Genomic DNA, 21464 nt, shown 5'->3' with positions numbered 1-21464 from the left:
ATCTCCTCTTTCTTTTTAAATAATTTTAAAAACTAATGCATCATTAAATAAGAGATTTTCTAAATCACACTCTATTTCATCTCTACCAACACAGTTATCAAATGATACAAATTTATTATCAACATATATTTTCTCAAAATACTCTTTAGCAAATAAAGTTTTTATAACTGTATCTCTTCTTTCATTTGTATAATAATATCTTCTAACAATCAAGTTATCTTCTTGTTTTTCTAAATAAGTCATCATTTTAAATTTGAATACAATCTTACCAGCAAATATATCTTCTAAAACCTTTTAAGCTTTTGATAAGCTACCTTGCACTTTTGATCAAATGCTAATTCTCCATCTTCATCAATAAGTAGACATAGATTACATTTTTCTGTGTATCTGCATTCATTACAAAATCCTAATTTTATTGGTTTTATAGTATCATTTTCTTTTAAACTTGGATCAAATGTAGCTGTTTCTAAAATATTATGGGAATATAAATCATATTTTGTTGCATCTTTTATTCCCTTTAATGCAACACATTTACACAGCGTCGAATCTAGTAAAATAGAATAATAACCATGATAAGCTGCACAACTTGGCAATACCAAATCTAATGAAATGTCAAGTATTGAATTATAATAAATAGTTTCATATATGTTTAATCCTTTTAAATGCAAATTATACTTAGGATTTTTAGACATTGAATAATCCTTTAAAAGATCAAAAATTAAAGAATCATATTCATTTTCAGGCACTTTTATAGTCTGGTTATCTCTCGCATTACCAACTAAAGTAATATCTCCAATATTTACAGACAGAAAAGGACTCTTCGAAAAGAATTCATGCATATCCTTGATTTCATCTTTATTAATAGCAGTTAATGAAATTTGCAAGGCCAAAGGAATTGTCTTTTTTGTATTAACAGTTCTTTTTATAAGTTCATTTGCTGCAGACATAACCTTTTCAAATACTCCATCACCTCTTATCATATCATTACTGTAAGGTGTTATTCCCAAGCATTTTCCTTCAAATACCTTGCTGCTTTATATATTGCTTCCTTTTTTAATAAAGGTTCTCCTCCACAGAAACAAAGAGATTCTAACTCAAATTCGCTAAGCTGATTAGCGATACCTAATATTTCTCCTCTGATAGTTCCTCTTTTTCAAAACAATGTTCCCCACTTGAGTTAAAACAATGCAGACACCTAAAATTACATTTATATGTAACATCAATTGATGCTGATTTAATCCTATTGTCCTTCATTTTCTCACCTCTAATATATTTTCTCAATATGATTAGTGGCTCTCCACCGCAAATTTATAACTTCCTCATCTGTTAATTCATTATCCACTACTATATTTTCACCAATTGAACCCATATTTTCTTCTCGATAGAAACTCAAATTTGATTTGGCAAAAATAGGTTTTACATTTATTTCCTCAATAAAGTATGGATCTATCCTTTCTTTAATTAAAAACATTATTCTTCCCTCCAGTTAAGATAAGTCAATGTTCAATTTTGAATCTTACATTATTTTAAATTTTCACTAAATCTTTATTCCCATTTTACAACGATATATTTCCAATGTCTACTATATCTTTGTATAGTTTTGACATAAAAAGCAAAAAACTATACAAAAGTATAATCTTAAAATTTAATCTATATCTATTAAATTTAATTTAACCGCTTTTGTAACTGCTTTCTGAATGCTTTTTACGCATAGCTTCTCAATTATTTTCCTCTTATGATATTTTACAGTAACTGGTTTAATTCCAATCTCTCTTGATATGGTCAATTCTTTATAACCCTTTGCAAGCATTAGCAATATCTCTATCTGATTATCAGTTAAATTTATATTGCAGTTATTTAGTTATTGCTCTTTTATATTGGTTTTATATTCATCGGCAATTTTATCTGCAAGCAATTCTAAAACTATAGTCATTTCATTCACCATGCCATATTCTATCGTCGATACATCAAGATATCCTATTATCTTTTCATCTATAATGATAGGCGCTGCAATACAATACCACTTTTTCAAAATGTCACAGTAATGTTGCTGAGGTTCTAAATATACTAATCTTTTTAATTGCATCGCCATTGATATGGCATTTGTCCCTACGGCTTCTTCTTTAAAAGACATACCTATTCTAAAACCTGATTTATCTATGCAACTGTGTGTTTTCTTATTACATCTTATATTTAAAAGATAACCATCGTCATCAGTTAATAAAAATATGTATTCTCCTTTAGTCTGATTTAAAAAATTATCAACACAATTATGAAATACATTGATAAGTCCTATGTTTTTATTTAATCTGATTTGTAAATCTTCTTCTTTTAAAGTTATAACAGGACACGGTATTGAGCTTATAAGGCCTATCTCCATACATCTTTTATATGAAGAAAGCATTTCATTATACATTTGTAATTCTTCCACAAAAACTCACCTCATTAAATACTTAGACACGTCACAATACAATTTATTATTTCTACAAAATATTTCATATTCCTTCTATGTATTTGAAAAAATTAGTATTATTTACAAAGTCTTTTATTTGTAAAAAAATAAGCTACTGTACAATCTATACAGTGCTTTTTGTTTAGTTATAGTTTATTATTCTTGTTTCAAAAATTGTCGACCCGTTGCCCACAATCTTAATTCTGCTTGTACCGTTTCTGGCTTCTATCGTCTTTGTTCCTTTTTCACTTTGTTCAAGTTTTGCAAGCGTCACAAATTATTTCAGATCTTGGTCTCTGGAAATTGGATATACCAATTAAGATTATTTGTTAAAACTCTCATAATTATTATAGTCATCACTTTAGCTCCAAACGTTCAAACGCAAAATTAGCAAATAGCAGGAATACTCCCGACATCAAAAGCATTGCAATATCTGCTGATAAAACTCCTATCGTCATACTCTTAGTTACAATGCCTAATGGAACAGATATAGCACCTACAGGTACAAGAACAATAACAAAAGCAAATAATTTGAAAAGCGACAATACCGCTTTTAAATCAGCTTTTGAAGGTAAAAGCGTATTTAAAAACGAACTCGAAAAATTAGCTAAAGTTGTAAAACCTAATATAAAGAGTATTGCTGTTAAAGCATTTAATATACCACATTTTATAAGTATTGAAGCAGGTGCTATAAGAAGCAATGCTGTTATAAATGACTTTAATATTGGTACAGCATTTACAGCTATCAATTTCTCTATTCCCTCTCCCGGAATTATGTAAATGTACATTTTATTTAATTCTCCACTTATAGCAGATATAAAACTTGTCAGCCAGCCAATGTATGCATGAATAAAAGCTAATGCAAATATTATCGTAGGTTCATTTTTGGGAAGGAAATATCCAAAAGCAATTGATATAACTAAAATTGCAAGATTATAATAATTAAAGTAAATAGATCCCATTTCTCTCTTATTTTCAATCATCTTAAGCCATACATAAGCCCATGGGCCTTTTGGTGCAAAATTCACGTCAACTTTTTTCTTTTTCTTTACAAGCTGCTTTTCTGTATAATCCGCTTGATAATTTCCTCTTTTAGTCTTATTTTTGATCGATATAAACTTCTCTGTATAGAATATCACTTCTTCATAATAATCTGTTGCAAAAAACACCGAAATTAAAGTAATAACAGCTATTGCAACTATTTGTATAACTATAAATTCAATATTATATTGGGTAACTCCAGTAAAATAAGAGAGTATTAACTGCTTCGAAGGTCCTATAATCGGAACATAATTCCATGTATTTAAATTAAATAATTAAATAAACCAAATATCGATTTCTCTTTATACATAAAGTACATGCCAAATCCAGCAATTACAGCAACTAACCCATTTAAAAAATATTTTATCTTTTCCTTTGCATTAAACTTCATTGAAATTGAGTATGCCAAAAAGCCTATCGGTGTTAATGTAAGATAATATGTAAATATTCCTATATATCCAAAAATCAAATTATTTGAATGTTTATTGACTTCCATAGAAACACTTAAAAAGGGAATAAAAAGACTAAATAAAAGCGCATAGAATAAATTCTTAAAGCTTGCTCTTATTATATACCAAAAAAATATGCCCCTCTCTTTTATAGGTGATGACAAAAGTAATGCAATGTCACCTTCTCCCAAAATGATACCCGGTTGCTTTAATGAACTATATAATGTTAAAAGCACAGTCAAAAGCATAAAAGCGATTATACCACCATTAAGATACGAAAATTTTATTGAGTTTATTTCACTAAATGTTTTACCTCTGTTTGTAAAAACAGGTATCAGTATAAAGAAAAACCACACAAACTGCAGTAAATATATAAAAATTTTTGTAGGCTTTTTTATTATATCTTTTATAAAGTTTTTTAATTTTAACATATCAAGTACAAGCAATGCTTTTATATCACTCATTTTGTAACCTCCAAAAACACATCTTCAAGTGTACCGCCAGGGCCGGCTTTTTCCATCAATTCATCAAGAATACCTTCGTAGATAAGCTTTCCCGTTTTTAAAATAAGCACTCTATCGCCAAGATTTTGTACAGAATCTAACATATGTGTACTTAAAAGGACAGCCTTTCCTTCTTTTTTTAGTTCAACAATAGTATCCTTAAGTTCTCTTATAGCTTTAGGGTCAAGTCCTACAAAAGGTTCGTCAAACAACATGACTTCCGGCCTATGTAAAAGACCGCATATAACCATAACCTTTTGCCTCATCCCTTTTGATAAACTGCCGCCTAGTTCATCCTTTTTATCAAGAAGGTCATATGCCTCAAGATACTTCAATGCATCATTTTCCCAATTATCAATATTATATGCAAGCCCTATAAATTTAAGGTGTTCCCACACCGTAAGCAAAGGATATATGTCTGGCGTTTCAGGTATGTATGCAAGTTTTCTTTTAGCCTGCGGGTCTCTATTGTCATATCCACAAACATTTATATCTCCCTCGGTTTTTCTCAAAAGCCCCATTATAGTCTTTAATGTTGTACTTTTGCCGGCGCCATTTGGACCTATCAACCCTACAACTTCTCCGGGGTATATTTCAAAGGATATACCGTCTACAGCCTTAACTTTGCCATAATATTTTTTTACATTTTTAAGAGATAAAACACTTTTCATCATGAACCTCCATTATCATTTTCTCTTAATTTTTAATATTACTATAAATTTTTTTAAATTTCCACTATACTTTTGTATAGGGTTTATGTTAAATGCTGCTATGGCTGCACCTCTTGCGCCATCTTCTACCTTCTCATATAGTTCTATTATACATCATAAGCAAAATCCTTTTATAAATTATTTCTACAAAGAATTTTAAATACCTTTGCGAATGTCAATACAAAATTTTATTTTAACATTTATATATAATCTTCACTCGTAAATTGTAAACCTTGATCACTATTAATAATCTCTGGAATTCCATATTTATTAATAGCTCTTTTTGTTGTATCTAGAACAAAAGCTTTTCCAAGCGTATTTGATAATGAAAAATCAATAATATAGCATGAATACCAATCTATAATGGCTACCATATACGTAAATCATATCTCATCGGGCAGTATGTAATATCTATAGACCAGACTTGATTTGGATGCTCTATATATAATAGATAATAGTAATATAATTTGATTTTTTTGATATTATTTTAAATGGGGTAATAAGTGGAAGCATCTTTGATTCAGTACCAACCTGACTTTTACGTATATAAAATATCTCTTTTATGGCATTATAAATAGACGTAATGGTTTCTATTATTCTTTTATGATAACCAGAAACATAAATTGTATTATAATAAAAATTAATATCTTCTATTTTTAGGTTTACCAATTCATCTAAATTTCCCCCCATAATACCTTCCCACAATAATGAAGATACTACTTTATCTTGCTCATTATCATACTTATTTTTTATAATTTGTAATTCATGTTTATCTTTTAAATACATTCTATCTATCGCAAATTTATTAAGATATTTTTCCAATAAAGATATATCCGTAAATAACTTATAATATTTATATTTGTAGGGACATATCCTTCCATGATGCAAAAATTTGTATAATTTGACAAAACAGAAACTGTTCAAAAATCGCAAATACGGGTTTGAGATAACCGGAATACGATACATATAACTTTTCTCCTTATAGTTTTCCATGCGTAATTAATATTCCAAACTCCCTAACTTAAAAATTTGCCAAATGTCTTTCTATGGCAATGTGTAAAGCTTAAATTAATAAATATTAGTAACGGTACCACTATAACCCTTTTGAGTAACAGCGAGTATAAATTCAACAATTTGTTAAAAAACAGGTTTAGTAAATTATAGTGTAAAATTTAGTTTCAATAAGTACTGGATTATTGTTGAATTATCAATTATTCTTTTTATATGAGATATCTGCTCCACTCCTGTTGTTAATATTGTTATAGGGTAACAATATATTAATAACACAAAAATGGGCATTTGTCTCTACTTTTAGGCAAATTTATTATTTAAAAATCTATTATAGTAATTTATGTAAGTGTATTTTCTCATTTATAGTTAATTAATATTATTTGTTATTGAAATATTTTCTTTAAAAAAATGATACTATAGGAATTAATAATAATGTAGCAGAAACATTTGAAACTATTGCACCTAAACTTACATCCCATCCAACCCTATAAGCAAGAAAAAATACTAATTCTAATAAAATTATAGATAATCCTAGTGCACAACTTGTCCAATACAATCCTTTAAATGAGTTAATAAAACTAGCATTTTTATGATAATAAATAAATATTATTAAAGAGCCTATTAATGCAGTACTATATGTTAAAATTAGTGATGAAATTGGATTTGAATTATCTGGTATTAGTTTTTGAAAAACATGATAAAAGATGTTCGCAATAATAGTAAGTAGAATTGGTACATAATACAAAAGATATCAATCCTTATTATAGTATTTTATATAAAAATATTCTAATACTTGTCAAATATTATCACTTATGATATCGCTGCACTTTCTTTTTGTACATCGTTCTTTAACTGTGACAAAAACATTCCAAGAAACATAAGTAAACATCCTAATATATTTTTTATTGTCAAATTTTCATTTAAAATTAAGAATCCACCTATTGTTGCAAATACTGATTCCATGCTTAGAATAATCGCTGCATAAAATGGTTTTGCATTTTTTTGACCAACAATTTGTAGTGTGTATGCAATACCAACCGAACATATACCAGCATATAAAATAGGAATTATAGCCTGAAATATTACATAAATAATTATTTTTTCGGTAAATACTGAAACAAAAAAACTTAAAATTGAGCATGTCAAGTATTGATAAAAAGCCAATTTTATCGCATCTATTTTGTTAGAAAAATAATCAATTAAAAGAATATGTAATGCATAAAACAAAGCACCTCCAAATTCTAATAAATCATAAGTTGATATGTAAAATCGATCTGTTATACTAATGAAATACAAACCAACAATAGAAGAAATAGCCCCCAACCAGGCATTTATAGATAGCTTTTGATTCAAAAACACACTTAAGAATGGTACTATTATAACATATAAACCTGTTATAAATGCTGCCTTTCCAACTGAAGTCCCTATAATTCCTATCTGCTGAAATGAAGAAGCTAAAAAAAGAACTGTTCCGAGAAGTAAACCCACTACTAACATATTTTTCTTATTATTACCCTCTATTTTTAAACTCTGTTTTCTGTTATTTATAATGATTAACGGAATTAATGAAAAACCTCCAAGCATAAACCTTACAAAATTAAATGTAAATGGTCCTAAATATTGCATTCCAACTCTTTGTGCTACAAAAGCAAATCCCCAGATAGCTGCTGCTGCTAATAGCATAATGTTTGATTTTATAGTCTTTTCGGTCATTAATATCCCTCCCGTTTATTATAGTTTTAAAACACATGCAAAAATCTGAATAAGTTATAATATTTTTCTTTTACTCATTTCAATCACTGCAAAAGTAGCAACATCTTCTGCAAATGTTCCAGGTCCGAACCCCGCATCATAGCCAAGCTCCTTTGCAAGTTCATTGTTTATTCTTGGACCACCACAAATCAGTATTATTTTATCCCTAATTCCATCAGCCTCAAGTATTTCTACAAGATTTGTAAGATTTTTAATATGAATATTTTTCTGTGTTATTGTCTGTGAAACCAAAAGTACATCGGCTTTAAGCTCAATGGCCTTCCTAACAAACTCTTCATTTTCCACTTGACTGCCAAGGTTATATGCATCTATCATTTTATATCTTTCAAGCCCATAATGTCCAGCATATCCTTTCATATTCATTATTGCATCTATACCAACCGTATGAGCATCTGTACCCGTACTTGCACCTACTACTACAATTTTTCTTTTGATATTTTTTCTTATATACTCATCAACTTCATCCATTGTCATTACAACTTGATTTATAGGCTCTACATGTATGTTACTATAATCTACCGAATATTTTAGACTTCCATAAATAATATAAAAAGTAAAGTCCTTATCAAGCTTTTTATGAAATACTACGTCAGGATTATTAACTCCCATCATTTCTGAAAGTATCTTTGCGGCTGCCAAAGATTTTTCGTTATCCTCTAACGGAAGTGTAAAACTTATCTGAACTTTGCCATCATTCATTGTATCACCGAATGGTTTTACTTTTTTAATATCAAATGTTTTATCAAAATCTTTTTTCTCTATGGAATACAAACTACTCATTAGCATATCCCCTCTTTTATATTTAATAACTCTTAAGCATTAGATTTAAAAATGGGTTAAAGTACATTTCATCCTTTTCTATTACGCCTTCAAGCCCCTTACCTCCATCCCTTGACCTTTTAATCCCTGCAAAAGTTCCTTTTTCAATTGTTGTAAAAAGTCCGTCTCTTTCAATTTCTTTTAAAAGTTCATATGCTTTTTCAAGGACATGTGAAGCTCGTTTTTGAATTATTCCATTCTCTTTGAATTCTATTTCATCCCCAAGTGATTTCATTGAATTAAATATATAAGAAGCATTTTCTATTGAAAGAGCTCTATCTGACATAAAGGGTGTATGAATTGCCTCTGTCATCATACCTAAAAGATGAATTTTTTGACCCGTCATTATTGTTACCATATTAAACAATGCATCTTGAACATGTCCTTTGAAAATATTTCCTGTCATATACTTTGTAGGTGGCATGTATTTTAATGGTGCTTCAGGAAATATTTCCCTTGCCATCTGGGCCTGGGCAAGTTCATATACAAAAGAATTTTCCATATCAGGATCCATTTCAAAAGCATGCCCAAGCCCGATTTGTTCTTCTTTTAGCCCCGCTATAAGCGCAAATTGCTCATTAATAAATTGAGATGCTAAAACTGTATGTGCTTCTTCATAAGCATTAGCGGTTGTAAGGTAATTGTCTTCACCAGTATTTATAATAACGCCAGCAAATCCATTTATAACTCTTGAAAAATACTGATCCACCAATGTTCTCTTCATATTTATATCCCTGAATAATATACCATAGAGAGCATCATTTAGCATTACATCAACTCTCTCAAGAGCTCCAATTGTAGCAATTTCAGGCATACATAATCCAGAACAATAATTACAGAGCCTTATATACCTTTTAAGTTCAAGACTTACATTATCAAGAGCTTTCCTCATTAATCTAAAATTTTCCTGAGTTGCATAAGTACCTCCATAGCCCTCAGTTGTCACTCCATAAGGTACATAGTCAAGTAAGCTTTGTCCAGTAGATCTTATAACTGCAATAATATCCGCCCCTTGTTTCGCCGCTGCTACTGCCTGAGTTATGTCCTCATATATATTTCCCGTTGCAACAATTACATAAAGATAAGGCCCATTCTTATCTTTGTACATGGAAATTAATCTTTCCCTTTCTTCTTTATTTTTCTCTATTTTTTTTATGCTTTCTCTTGCTATATTAATAGAATTTTGCATGGTTTTATATTCATCCTTTGATTTAAATTCCGTAAGATCCATCATACCCTTTGAAACCTCGTTTGCTATTTCTTGAGGAGAAAGCCCCGTCATAAGCATTGCATTACTTAGGTAATAAGCTATACCTTTTGACAAATAATTGCCTTTATTAACATTGTCTACTATTATATTAGGAAGAGGTACTCCATTTTCATCAACGCCATCAATTCCCATTAATCTACATATAGCTCTTTCAACTGAGACAGTAGTATGCTTATCAATAAACTTTTGGACATCCATAGATATATTTTTTGCACAATCTCTTGCTTTCTTAACTATTTCAAAATCTAAATTGAGTTTATGTTTCATGTTTCAACCTCCTGATCATATAATGTTTTAGCAATATTTATAATTTCTTCATCAATACCAATTAACAAACATATGTTGATAGCATCTCTGGGAATCGGAGTATTTTTGTCTACTTTTTCCAGAGTATAATCCATATAATCATTTATTAATTTGAGATATTCTTCTTGTTTTGTGGCTTTTTTTAATAATTTAAAATCAATATGTTTAAGTCCTCTTACCTGGTAATGAAGTTTTGCAAAAGAACAAACATCATCGTAATGCGTGGACAATATAGATATTGAATCAAACTTATTCAAATAGCTTATTAACGCTTTTGTAATGTTGCTTCCCTCAATAGGATTAGTTCCTCTCGCAAATTCATCAAGAATTATAAGTCCATTTTCATTTTTAATTTTCTCTAATATTTTTTTTAGTTTAAATACTTCCCCACCAAAGGTACTAAGCCCATTTTCTAATGACTGATAATCTTCCCATAGAAAATATATAAAATCCAACGAGCCAAATTCAAAAGCTTCAGCAAATACATAAAAACCCATGGATGCCATAATATAATTAAGAGTTATCGTACTTAAAACTACAGTTTTACCTCCCATATTTGCTCCAGTTATTACACAGGTTCCCTTCGAAACTTCAATTGATATAGGAGAAAATTTGCCACCTCTTTTTTCTACATCTGCTTTCACCATGGGGTTAATTCCCATATTCATTTTTATCTTTATTTCACTTGATATCTTAGGACAGCACATATTATAATTTAATGCAAGTTTTGCTTTTGCAAAGACAACATCCATTTTTCCTATAGATAAAGTTTCCTCTATTAATTTATCTACATATTTTGAAATATATAATGATAGAGCCTTTCTTATCTCTAGTATTTCGGCTTTCTCTTCATTTATTATTTGTTGTCTTTTCTCAAATAACTTCTTTTGTTTTTCAATATCTTTTTCTTTAAAAATTATATTATCGAATTCCTTTTTTTTGCGACGTATTTCCTTAAGTTTTAATGAATATTCATCATATATATAAAAATAAGATTCTTTGGAACGCAGCGGATTTAGTAATTCATATATATTTGAAAAATCATATAAAATTATTCCTTGAATCTGAAGATTACTTTTTTCACAAAGTTCTTTAAGCTCTATGGAAAGTTTTACAAAACATTTTATCTCATATAATTCCACTTCATCAAGAATTTGTTTGTCTCTGCATCTTATGAAAGTATTTCTTATATCTCTAAATCTCCTAAACAAATTCTCAAAATCATTGATTAGTTTGCTATTATTGATTATTGAAAAACATCTTTGGATATTTTTATATTCTGACATAAGTTTTTGTTTTTCTTTTATGGGCTTCAAATTATAAATTATATCACGGCCATAAGGACATAATATAGAAAGCTTATCAATTACATAGTAATAACCTATTTTTTCCAGTATATTTTTATCTATATAATTCATTCCATCACATCCAAATCATAATCCATAACATTAAAAACAGGAATATCTATTTTTCTTTTTAGCTTTCTCCAAAGTTCGTTATAATCTAAAACGCAGCCTGAAGGCGATACTGGATTTACACTTACGCCTATGATATTTATATTGTTAACCACTCGTATCTTCCCTCCTTTGGCCATAAATGTTTCAAAGTTATTTTTATCGATAAACAGTTTAGTTCCATCTTCTACAACAAACGTTACAGATTTTAAGTTTAACTTAGCATTTAACATATCACGAATAAGATTATCTGTTAAAATTCCCTTTATAAAAACAAATTTTAAATAATCGTTAAAATTTAATATAATTTCCTTTGAAGCATTTATAGAAGTCTTTAAGTTACTCTTCTTAACTTCATTACCATATAGAAAAGCTATCTTACAATCCTTCATATTTTCTTTATAAAGCTGAACAATATCTTTTTCAGCCTTATCAATAGAAAGTAATTTTAATGTATTATATGTTTCTTCTGTCAACATATCTATATCTTCTGAAAAAGCTGCTCCTGTACACAATATAGAAGCTTCTGTAATTTTAGGATCAGCAAATGTTTTTCTTGATAAAGCTCCATCAATAATTATAAATTCACAGCCGTATTCGCTTAGTTTATTTATCACTTTAATAGTTTGACTTTTAGTAGATGTTCCTGCAATTTCAACAAATCCCGGATGTACACTTCGCCCAATTATTATATTTCCAAGGGGAGTATTTATATCCATTACATCAAGTATTTCAAAGGTTGCATCACTTTTTAAAAAACTAGATTTAGAAGTTGCAACTACTGTATTTTCATTAACATAAATTTTAGGCTTATTTGTATAAGTGACTACATCCCTTTCCTCTCCATCTCTTCCTATAGAAGTAATACCCAATTTTTTATTTTTAAATTTATTAATTAGAAAATTCAATGTAGTAGTTTTACCTGTATTTTTTTCAAGACCTATTATTGACAAGCTTTTATATTTGTACAAATTATTTATAAATTTTCTAAAATCCATTAATTTTTCCATCATAATTTCCATCATAATTATGCATTTTTTGATATAATTTCGTGTTGCTGTGCAAATTTTTTTATTCTCATTTTTCTTTCAGAGCCACCACATTCTATTGTAATATTTTCACCATTTAATAAACCTGAAACACCAATTCTATGAACCTTTTTCTTTCCCATGCACACCTCACAGTGACAATCGGGAACATAATTTTCAGGTTCCTGATAAGTAGTTATTATGCCTTCAAAATTTCTCAATATTATTTTATCATTACTCTGACTTATAACGTAATTAGGCATTATAGGTATTTTACCCCCTCCACCAGGGGCATCTACCACAAAAGTAGGAACGCAAAAACCTGACGTATGACCTCTAAGTCCTTCTATTATCTCAACACCCTTAGAAACTGATGTTCTAAAATGGCTAAGCCCTATAGATAGATCACATTGATAAATATAATAAGGTCTTACTCTGATTTTAACTAATTCATTTACAAGTTTTCTCATCACATGAACACAATCATTGACTCCCCTTAAAAGCACTGATTGATTTCCAAGAGGAATACCTGCATTTGCCAGCATTTCACAAGCTTTTTTAGATTCTTCAGTAATTTCATTTGGATGATTGAAATGCGTATTAAGCCATATTGGATGATATTTTTTAAGCATATTTACCAAGTCTTCTGTTATTCTTTGAGGCATAACTACAGGAACTCTTGAACCTATTCTTATTATTTCAACATGTGGTATCTCTCTTAATTTCCTTATTATATATTCAAGCTTATCATCACTTACTAATAGTGCATCTCCTCCTGACAAAAGCACATCTCTTATAGCTGGGTTTGAAGCAACATACTCTATGCACTTTTCAATTTGTTTCATGGGCAGAGAGTGATCTTTATGTCCCGCAAATCTTCTTCTTGTGCAGTGTCTACAATACATAGCACATTGATCCGTTATAAGCATCAATACTCTATCAGGATATCTATGAATAAGTCCAGCTACAGGTGAGTCCCCATCCTCATGCAGTGGATCTATAAGATCTGCACTCGAAATATAAGTCTCATCTATAGTTGGAATTGCCTGCTTTCTTATTGGATCAAATTTATCTTCGGGATCTATTAAGGATAAATAATAAGGTGTTATAGCCATTCTAAATTTTTCTAAGCACTCTTTTATGTCATTTTCCTCTTTTGGAGTAAGTTTAATATATTTTTTCAATGCATCTACTGTCTTTATTCTATTTGCAACTTGCCATTTCCAATCATTCCATTCGCTATCTTTAACGTCCTTAAAAAGTTCATATCTTCTACTTTTTACCATTATTATGTCTCCTTTCCTAAGAACAATTAAGCATATCTTTTTTCAAAAATTTCTCTAAGAATCTTTGATTCTCTTATTTCCTGAAGAGCTATTTCTGCATGACCTTTGGTATATCCATTCCCCATATAAAGCTTCACATCTTTTCCTACTCCTTCTGCACCAAGTGTAGCTTTTGTAAAACTTGTAGCCATAGAAAAGAAGTAAGCTATACCTTCATCCCTTAGAGGAAGTATTGTAGACATTTCTGTATTTTCTACATTTACACAATTAATAGATATATCAAATTCTTTTCCATTATTTGCCTCGAGTGCCTTACTTAAAACTTCCAAAGGCTTTACTGCATTTGCTAAAATAACTTCATTGCAAAATCCAGTCTTAATAAGAGATTCTTTATCTTTCTCTGAGGCCACCAAGCCAACTACTTTTCCTGTAGGTCCAACTCTTTTTTTTGCTTCATAGGCACAAAGCACTCCTGATTTACCAAAAGCTCCTAAGATAAGTACACTATCACCAGGTTTTACAAGTTTTGAAGTCTGAGCTGGAGCACCAGCTACATCAAGCACTGCCAAAGCAAGATTTTCACTCAAATCAGAAGGAAGTTTTACATATAATCCACTTTCAAAAAGAACAGCCTTTCCATCAATTTCAACTCTATCTATGTCCTTATATATTTTCTTTATTCTATATATTTTTAGAGGGGTAAGTGTTAAGGACACAAGAGTGGCAATTTTATCTCCAATATTAATATTAGTTTTTTTAAGAAGATTTTTCCCTATTTTTTCCACAGTACCTATAAGCATTCCTCCAGATCCAGTAACAGGATTATGCATTTTACCCCTCAGTTCTACTATATCCATTATATATTTTTTAATTTTTTCAACATCACCATTCTGAGCTTTTTCAATCTGAGTAAAACTTGCAGAGTCTATATTTAGAGCCTGAACATCTATAAGAATTTCATTATCAGATATATTTGTATCATTGGATATTTTAAAAGCTGTCTGAGGCAAAACACCTTCAGGTTCTATAACTCTATTAGCACCATATTTGTAACCTATCATTTATCTACCTCCCAAACTGATTAAGTTTTAGTTTATCTAATGTGAAGAATTTCTCTTGCTTCTTCTGGTGTAGCAACATCTCTTCCTATTTGCTTTGCCATAGCAACTACCTTTTCTACCAATTCCCCATTTGACTTTGCAAGAATTCCACGTTTAATATAAATATTGTCTTCAAATCCAACACGTACATTCCCACCAGCTGCTATAGCCATTGCGGCCATATTAAATTGCGATTGTCCAACTCCAGTTACAGTATAGGTCGAATCTTCTGGTATACTACCTATCATAAAATCCAAATCCCTTAAAGTTGCTCCAATACCTCCTTTTAACCCCATTACAAAATTAAAATGAAGAGGTGCTATTAAATAACCTTTTTTATAAACTCTTAAAGCAGTATCTATCATACCTTTATCAAAAACTTCAATTTCAGGTTTTATATTTAATTCCTTCATCTTTTTAGCAAAATATATTATAGTTTTTTCTGTATTGACGAATATATCATCATATCCAAAATTTAAAGTACCACAATCAAGGCTTGCCATTTCAGGTTTTAACTTAATAGGAGTTAATCTTTCCTCGTTACTCATTCCTACAGCGCCACCTGTAGTTGGTTGAATTATAACATTTGGACATCTCGCTTTGATTTCTTTAATGCACTGACTAAACACCTCATAATCCTGTGTTGGAGTGCCATCCTCTTTTCTTACATGAAGGTGTATTATACTAGCTCCAGCTTTATATGCTCTCTCAGCTTCGCTTGCAATTTCTTGAACAGAGTATGGAACATTAGGATTTTGCTCTTTCGTGACTTCCGCACCACATATAGCAGCAGTAATTATCAACTTTTCCATATAATGCCCCCTACCTTAGTCTTATTGTTATGTTATCCATTCCCATTACAATTTTTTCTTTGTTTATCCTTTGTGACAACACAGGTTCCTATAGCCTTGCAAACAACAATGGGCTCTTTTAAAAAATCCGCAGCAGATTCATTTATATCTTTTCTTTGAATAATAACTTTTCTTGCTTCAAAAACCATCTTTCTCGAAGTATTACCAATACTTACTATTTTACCTGTTGCTTCGATATAATCACCTGCAAAAACAGGTGCTAGGAATTCTACTTTTTCATATGCTTTGAGTAGTCCTTCATCTCCATCATGCCTTATTAATAATTCAGTAGCAACATCTCCAAATAAAGCAAGTATTTTAGCCCCATCAACAAGATTTCCTCCATAATGGGCATCCTGCGCACACATTCTCATCCTTATTGTTGCTTCTTCCAAGTTTAATTCCTCCCAATTCTCTTGGTACTATATAACCTTCTCAAGAAAAGTTTTCGTTCTTGATTCCTTAGGGTTTAGAAATATTTCTTCAGGACTACCTTCTTCTACTATTTTTCCACCATCCATAAATATAACTTTGTCGGCTACTTCTTTTGCAAATCCCATCTCATGGGTTACAACTATCATTGTCATACCTTCCTTTGCAAGATTCTTCATAACATTCAATACTTCTCCTACAAGTTCAGGATCAAGTGCAGAGGTCGGTTCGTCAAATAGCATTATGTCAGGTTCCATGCATAAAGCTCTTGCGATCGCTACTCTTTGCTTCTGACCGCCAGATAACTTTGATGGATATTCATTAAGTTTATTATTTAATCCCACTTTGTCTAAAAGATTTTTTGCTCTTTCCATTACTACCTCTCTTTTTTCTCTTTTTACTGTAATAGGAGCCTCCATTACATTTTGTAGCACCGTCATATGTGGAAATAGATTAAAGTTTTGAAAAACCATCCCCATTTTTTCGACTACTCTTCTAATATGATTTTTATTTTTCGTATCGAGAATTTCCCCTTCAATCACAACAGTACCACTATCAGGTACTTCTAAGTGGTTAAGGCATCTTAAAAATGTACTTTTCCCTGAACCAGAAGGACCAATAATAACTAATACTTCACCCTTTTTGACTTTGACATTTATGTTTTCAAAGACTTTAAGCTTCCCAAATGATTTAGTTAGCCCTTTCGTCTCTATCATTGTAATATTCATAATTAAATATACCTCCTAATAAATTGACAACTTCTTTTCAGTATAGGTAAATAAAGATGTAAAGAATGTCGTCATAAATAGATACAAACAAGCTGCAACAAAATAAGGACCTAAAGGATTACCTGATGCCGATACCAAAAGGCTCGCTTTTCTCATAAGTTCTTCCATTGTAATAGCAGAAACAAGAGAAGTATCCTTTATCATTGCAATAATCTCATTTCCAACAGGTGGAATTACTATTCTTGTAGCCTGTGGGAGTATAATTCTTTTCATTGTTTGAAAATAGGTAAAGCCAAGTGCTCTTGCAGCTTCTGTCTGACCTTTGTCTATAGCAAGAATACCACTTCTTATTATCTCAGCCATATATGCACCTGAATTAAGGCTAAGTCCTATAATAGCTGCTTGAAAAGAACTCAATCTTATACCAATTGCGGGTAATCCATAGTATAAAACAAATAGCTGTAGCAAGAGCGGAGTTCCTCTGAATATCCATGTATAAAAGTTTCCAATTGAGGAAATTATCCTGTTAGAAGATATTTTTACCATTGCAATTATAACACCTATAATCACTCCAAATGTTATGGAAATCAATGTAAGCTGTAATGTTATAGCACTTCCTAAAAGTAAAACTGGTATTATGCTTTTTAATGTGTCAATATCCATTCATCTTCTCCTTCCAGATAATACAATTAATGTGATAAATTAATATCACAAATGCTTAATTAAAAATTATCTGTCTTTTATCAATTAATAAAATAATATATATTAATCAGCCCACTTTTTAAAGTGGGCGAATTTTAACACTCTAATAAACATTTTTAGTTATTGTTACTATAAACATCATATCCAAACCATTTTTTTGAAATATCTGATAATGTTCCATCCTTTTTTAAATCATCCAAAGCTTTTTGATAAGCATCTCTTAATTCCTTGTCTTCTTTTCTAAAAGCAACTCCAATTGGTTCTTGATTTAACATCGACTTTATTCTTTTAATTTTGTCTTTTTTTGATGCAATGTAATAATCACCAACTTGAGGATCTGAAACAACCGCTTCAATTCTTCTGTTATTAAGATCTAAAAAAGCTTCCGTCATTCCATTATACTTTTTAACTTCTTTAATACCATTCATTTTGCTTAATACTTCTTCTGCGGTTGTACTTACCTGGCAGCCAATGATTTTACCCTTTAGATCATCTTGATTTTGTATGGTTGTATTATCAGCATTTACAAATATAGCATTTCCTCCATAAATGTATGGCTTTGTAAAAATCATGGTTTTCTTTCTATCATCTGTAATGCTCACACTAGAATGAATTAAATCGAATTTTTTAGACTGAAGTGCTACAAATATTCCATCCCATGATGTTGGCTTAAATTCTACTTTTACGCCTAGTTTCTTAGCAACTGCATTAGCAATATCGATATCGAAACCAACTAAATTATTGTCCTTATCTCTAAATTCCATTGGAGGATATGTATCGTCTACGCCTATAACTATCTTACCAGCCTTCTTTACCCTTTCTAATGAGTTATCACCGCTGCTTGCTGTTGTTTTGGATTTACTGCAGCCAGATATAACAGTCATGATTAAAGCTATGATAACAAAAATAGAAATTACCCTCTTCATTTAAGACACCTCTCTTATAACTTATTAACAATCTAAAAGTAAATAAACCAGTGTGAAGTTAATACCATCTAATGAATACTTTTCTCAACTTCGTTTTATCACCAATTTTTGTTATTTAGATCACCCCCCAACTTTAATTGGACTTTTCAAATTCCCCTTTATAAAAAAGAAGTACAATTTTTCTTCAAGCACTAATATCACTATTTTAAAAAAAAGCAAAGGCACTTTACAACGAATCGTCATAAAGCACCTTTGCTTTCTTGCTTTATTAATATAAAAAACTAAAACTTAATTGTATAAAAAAATTCACTATTAATGCCGGAACATCATTACATCCTTTTATAATTTTAATTTACCTAATTCTATTTTTATTATAATATTTTATCATAATAAAGTCAATAAAATTTTAAAGAGAGTTTGTGTCAAGTAGTTGTTGGCAAATTTTTTTCTTCAAATTTTATCCGCATAATGTTTAATGTATTGTGAATTTTCGTGCAATTGTTTTTACTCCATTCTTATCTTCATATTGCGCCTTTTATATGACTTTTAATTCACTTAAACATTTGTATCTGAGTATTTCTCTTATTGCTTTTCGACTGTTTGTCATTGCACAACCTTCAAACGGCATACCGCCTCTTTGTATGCGATATGTTTTTGCTTTTCCCTAGTTTTGCAGCAAATTCTTATATAACGTAACCCGAAACCATTAATTTTACTAATGATTTCGGGTAAATTTATTTTAAAATTTTGTCATTTTTATATGGATTTTTCTGGATTATTGTGTTATAATTAGTATTAAAGGGGGAGCGATGCTACTATGTATCTTAGAAAAGCTACAAATAAAAAAACTGGCCGTACATACTTATCTATTGTTCATAATTATTGGGATAAAAATACCAAAACCACAAGATCTGTAACCATTGAATCTCTTGGTTACCTTGATGAATTGGAAAAAAAGTATGAGAATCCTATTGAATTTTTTACTCACGAAGCGAAAAAGTTAGAGGAACAAAGATTATCTGAAAATGCTCATCTTACGTTTACTATTGCTAAAAATGAGTTGATACCTTCTAACTCTGTTAATCGTAAAAACTTTGGCTATGCAGCTTTTAGTAAAATTTATCATGAGCTTGAAATAGATAAATTTCTAAAAAACAGACAACGTCACTCAAAAGAAGAATATGATGCTAATGCTATCATGAAACTTCTTGTATTCTCACGCTTATTGTATCCTGCTTCAAAGAAAAAGACTTATGAGAATAAAGATATATTCTTTGAGAAATTTGATTTTTCTTTGGATGATGTTTATAGATGTCTTACTTTTTTCAACAAGCATAGTGAAGCTTTACAACTTTGGATTCATGAGCACATTAAATCTTTGTATGATCGTAATACAGATTTGGTTTACTATGATGTTACTAACTATTATTTTGAAATTGATGAGCAGGATGAATTGCGTAAAAAAGGAGTTTCTAAAGAACACAGACCGGATCCGATTGTACAGATGGGATTATTTATGGATACCAATGGTATCCCCATTACATATAAGCTTTTTCCTGGTAATGTGCCTGATAAAACTACTTTGATTCCAGCTTTAAGCAGGATCCAACGAGAATATTCTTTAGGTAGAATAATTATTGTAGCAGATAGAGGATTAACTACTGGTGATAATATCTGGTATATTCTATCAGCTAAGAACGGCTATGTATTAAGTTATTCTATTCGTAGTGCAGACAAAGATTTTCAGGATTATGTTCTTGATGAAAGCGGATATATTAATAAGGGTAATGGCTTTAAAATCAAATCAAGACTTTACCCTAGGGAAATTCAAGTAACTGCAACGAATGGCAAAAAAATAAAAAAGGTAGTAGATGAGAAACAAGTTATTTTCTATAGTCCTGAATATGCAGCTAAAGCCAAGATAGATCATGCAGCTTCAATAGCTAAAGCAATGGATATGATTAAAAATCCTGGGAAGTACAATAAATCTATATCATATGGTGCAGCTAAATATGTAAAGAATCTTGTTTTTGATGCTGATACAGGGGAAATATCCGAGAGTGTGCGTCAGCATTTGGCTTTTGACGAAGAAAAATTACGTGAAGAAGAAAAATTTGATGGCTATTATGCTATAGTGACCAGTGAATACAAAGAGACGCCTGAAAAAATAATTGACATGTATCGTGGGCTTTGGAAGATAGAAGAATCCTTCAAAGTAACGAAAAGTGATTTTGAAAGTAGACCTGTCTATTTGTCGCTAAAAGAGCATATTGATGCTCACTTTTTGATATGCTTTATAGCACTTGTAATTGTAAGGATATTAGAATATAGATTGAAAGGCAAATATTCGGTAACAGAAATACTTGAAAGTCTTGGTAAGGCATGCTGCAGTCATATCAAAGAGAATTATTATTTATTTGATTTTTGTAATAATGCTCTTGAAGATATTGGAAAAGAGTTAAACATTGATTTTAGAAAAAAAATTATGAGTCTTGGGGAAATAAAAAAATCTTTAGCACAGACAAAAAAGTTCTGATCTCACCATGAATCTTTGACAAAAGCAAAAAGCCCAAAACCCTTTATTTTAAAGAGGTTATGGGCATTTTTTGTCCTTTTTTACTGC

21 protein-coding genes and 2 pseudogenes are annotated in these 21464 nt (G+C 30.3%); 1 reads left to right on the top strand and 22 read right to left on the bottom strand.

Annotation, left to right across the window (positions count from 1 at the left end; all coding sequences use genetic code 11):
* Positions 1 to 15 precede the first annotated feature (15 nt).
* From CPG45_RS13565 to CPG45_RS13465, 22 genes and pseudogenes are all read right to left on the bottom strand, one after another.
* Complete coding sequence (locus CPG45_RS13565; protein ID WP_096232404.1) at positions 16 to 246, bottom strand: hypothetical protein; 231 nt, start codon at positions 244 to 246, stop codon at positions 16 to 18.
* Positions 247 to 284: 38 nt separating this feature from the next.
* Positions 285 to 1007: a hypothetical protein gene (locus CPG45_RS13560; protein WP_096232403.1), complete on the bottom strand. Its 723-nt coding sequence runs from the start codon at positions 1005 to 1007 to the stop codon at positions 285 to 287.
* 257 nt (positions 1008 to 1264) lie between these two features.
* Entirely contained in the window at positions 1265 to 1471 is a 207-nt protein-coding gene (locus tag CPG45_RS13555; RefSeq protein WP_096232402.1) for a hypothetical protein, read from the bottom strand.
* 174 nt (positions 1472 to 1645) lie between these two features.
* Positions 1646 to 2431 (bottom strand): annotated as a pseudogene (locus CPG45_RS13550) (helix-turn-helix domain-containing protein).
* Between the two features lie 377 nt (positions 2432 to 2808).
* Entirely contained in the window at positions 2809 to 3711 is a 903-nt protein-coding gene (locus CPG45_RS17975) for a putative ABC exporter domain-containing protein (protein WP_255405179.1), read from the bottom strand.
* 44 nt (positions 3712 to 3755) lie between these two features.
* Entirely contained in the window at positions 3756 to 4406 is a 651-nt protein-coding gene (locus CPG45_RS17970; protein WP_255405068.1) for a putative ABC exporter domain-containing protein, read from the bottom strand.
* Entirely contained in the window at positions 4403 to 5116 is a 714-nt protein-coding gene (locus CPG45_RS13540; protein WP_096232401.1) for an ABC transporter ATP-binding protein, read from the bottom strand. Before CPG45_RS13540 ends, CPG45_RS17970 begins: the two co-directional genes overlap by 4 nt.
* Before the next feature lie 242 nt (positions 5117 to 5358).
* Positions 5359 to 5597: pseudogene (locus CPG45_RS16930) on the bottom strand (DDE-type integrase/transposase/recombinase); the annotation flags it as partial.
* Positions 5594 to 5941: a phage lytic cycle repressor MrpR family protein gene (locus CPG45_RS13535; protein WP_502695822.1), complete on the bottom strand. Its 348-nt coding sequence runs from the start codon at positions 5939 to 5941 to the stop codon at positions 5594 to 5596. The pseudogene CPG45_RS16930 and the gene CPG45_RS13535, both read right to left, overlap by 4 nt.
* A 625-nt stretch (positions 5942 to 6566) precedes the next feature.
* On the bottom strand, positions 6567 to 6911 hold the full coding sequence (locus CPG45_RS13525; protein ID WP_231968790.1) for a hypothetical protein: 345 nt from the start codon (positions 6909 to 6911) through the stop codon (positions 6567 to 6569).
* 65 nt (positions 6912 to 6976) lie between these two features.
* Complete coding sequence (locus CPG45_RS13520) at positions 6977 to 7879, bottom strand: DMT family transporter (protein ID WP_096232399.1); 903 nt, start codon at positions 7877 to 7879, stop codon at positions 6977 to 6979.
* 54 nt (positions 7880 to 7933) lie between these two features.
* Positions 7934 to 8719 carry a lysine 5,6-aminomutase subunit beta gene (gene kamE / locus CPG45_RS13515; protein WP_231968783.1) on the bottom strand — a complete coding sequence of 262 codons (786 nt, stop codon included), beginning with the start codon at positions 8717 to 8719 and terminating at the stop codon, positions 7934 to 7936.
* 22 nt (positions 8720 to 8741) lie between these two features.
* Positions 8742 to 10295 (bottom strand): lysine 5,6-aminomutase subunit alpha, encoded by a 1554-nt coding sequence (gene kamD / locus CPG45_RS13510; RefSeq protein ID WP_096232397.1) that lies wholly within the window; start codon positions 10293 to 10295, stop codon positions 8742 to 8744.
* Positions 10292 to 11752, bottom strand: coding sequence for a lysine 5,6-aminomutase reactivase ATPase KamC (gene kamC / locus CPG45_RS13505; RefSeq protein WP_096232396.1), 1461 nt, complete (start codon positions 11750 to 11752; stop codon positions 10292 to 10294). Before kamC ends, kamD begins: the two co-directional genes overlap by 4 nt.
* Positions 11749 to 12801: a lysine 5,6-aminomutase reactivase subunit KamB gene (gene kamB, locus CPG45_RS13500; RefSeq protein ID WP_157732418.1), complete on the bottom strand. Its 1053-nt coding sequence runs from the start codon at positions 12799 to 12801 to the stop codon at positions 11749 to 11751. Before kamB ends, kamC begins: the two co-directional genes overlap by 4 nt.
* Before the next feature lie 14 nt (positions 12802 to 12815).
* Positions 12816 to 14102: a lysine 2,3-aminomutase gene (kamA, locus tag CPG45_RS13495; protein WP_096232394.1), complete on the bottom strand. Its 1287-nt coding sequence runs from the start codon at positions 14100 to 14102 to the stop codon at positions 12816 to 12818.
* 26 nt (positions 14103 to 14128) lie between these two features.
* Entirely contained in the window at positions 14129 to 15163 is a 1035-nt protein-coding gene (gene kdd, locus CPG45_RS13490; RefSeq protein ID WP_096232393.1) for an L-erythro-3,5-diaminohexanoate dehydrogenase, read from the bottom strand.
* 32 nt (positions 15164 to 15195) lie between these two features.
* Complete coding sequence (gene kce, locus CPG45_RS13485) at positions 15196 to 16014, bottom strand: 3-keto-5-aminohexanoate cleavage enzyme (protein ID WP_096232392.1); 819 nt, start codon at positions 16012 to 16014, stop codon at positions 15196 to 15198.
* A gap of 32 nt (positions 16015 to 16046) precedes the next feature.
* Complete coding sequence (gene kal / locus CPG45_RS13480) at positions 16047 to 16448, bottom strand: 3-aminobutyryl-CoA ammonia lyase (protein ID WP_172856579.1); 402 nt, start codon at positions 16446 to 16448, stop codon at positions 16047 to 16049.
* A 27-nt stretch (positions 16449 to 16475) separates the two neighbouring features.
* On the bottom strand, positions 16476 to 17201 hold the full coding sequence (locus CPG45_RS13475) for an amino acid ABC transporter ATP-binding protein (protein ID WP_172856656.1): 726 nt from the start codon (positions 17199 to 17201) through the stop codon (positions 16476 to 16478).
* 27 nt (positions 17202 to 17228) lie between these two features.
* Positions 17229 to 17876 (bottom strand): amino acid ABC transporter permease, encoded by a 648-nt coding sequence (locus tag CPG45_RS13470; RefSeq protein ID WP_096232391.1) that lies wholly within the window; start codon positions 17874 to 17876, stop codon positions 17229 to 17231.
* A gap of 155 nt (positions 17877 to 18031) precedes the next feature.
* The gene (locus CPG45_RS13465) at positions 18032 to 18841 is read right to left on the bottom strand and encodes an ABC transporter substrate-binding protein (protein ID WP_096232390.1); all 810 of its coding nucleotides are present in this window, start codon (positions 18839 to 18841) and stop codon (positions 18032 to 18034) included.
* 817 nt (positions 18842 to 19658) lie between these two features.
* Between CPG45_RS13465 and CPG45_RS13460 the strand changes: the two genes are divergently transcribed.
* Positions 19659 to 21377, top strand: a complete 1719-nt coding sequence (locus CPG45_RS13460; protein WP_096230283.1) for an IS1634 family transposase — start codon at positions 19659 to 19661, stop codon at positions 21375 to 21377.
* The last annotated feature ends 87 nt before the right edge of the window (positions 21378 to 21464 follow it).

It is taken from the genome of Thermoanaerobacterium sp. RBIITD (assembly GCF_900205865.1).
Classification (GTDB): domain Bacteria; phylum Bacillota; class Thermoanaerobacteria; order Thermoanaerobacterales; family Thermoanaerobacteraceae; genus Thermoanaerobacterium.
Note: the sequence above shows the minus strand (reverse complement) of the source record. Positions and strands in the feature narration are given on the sequence as shown.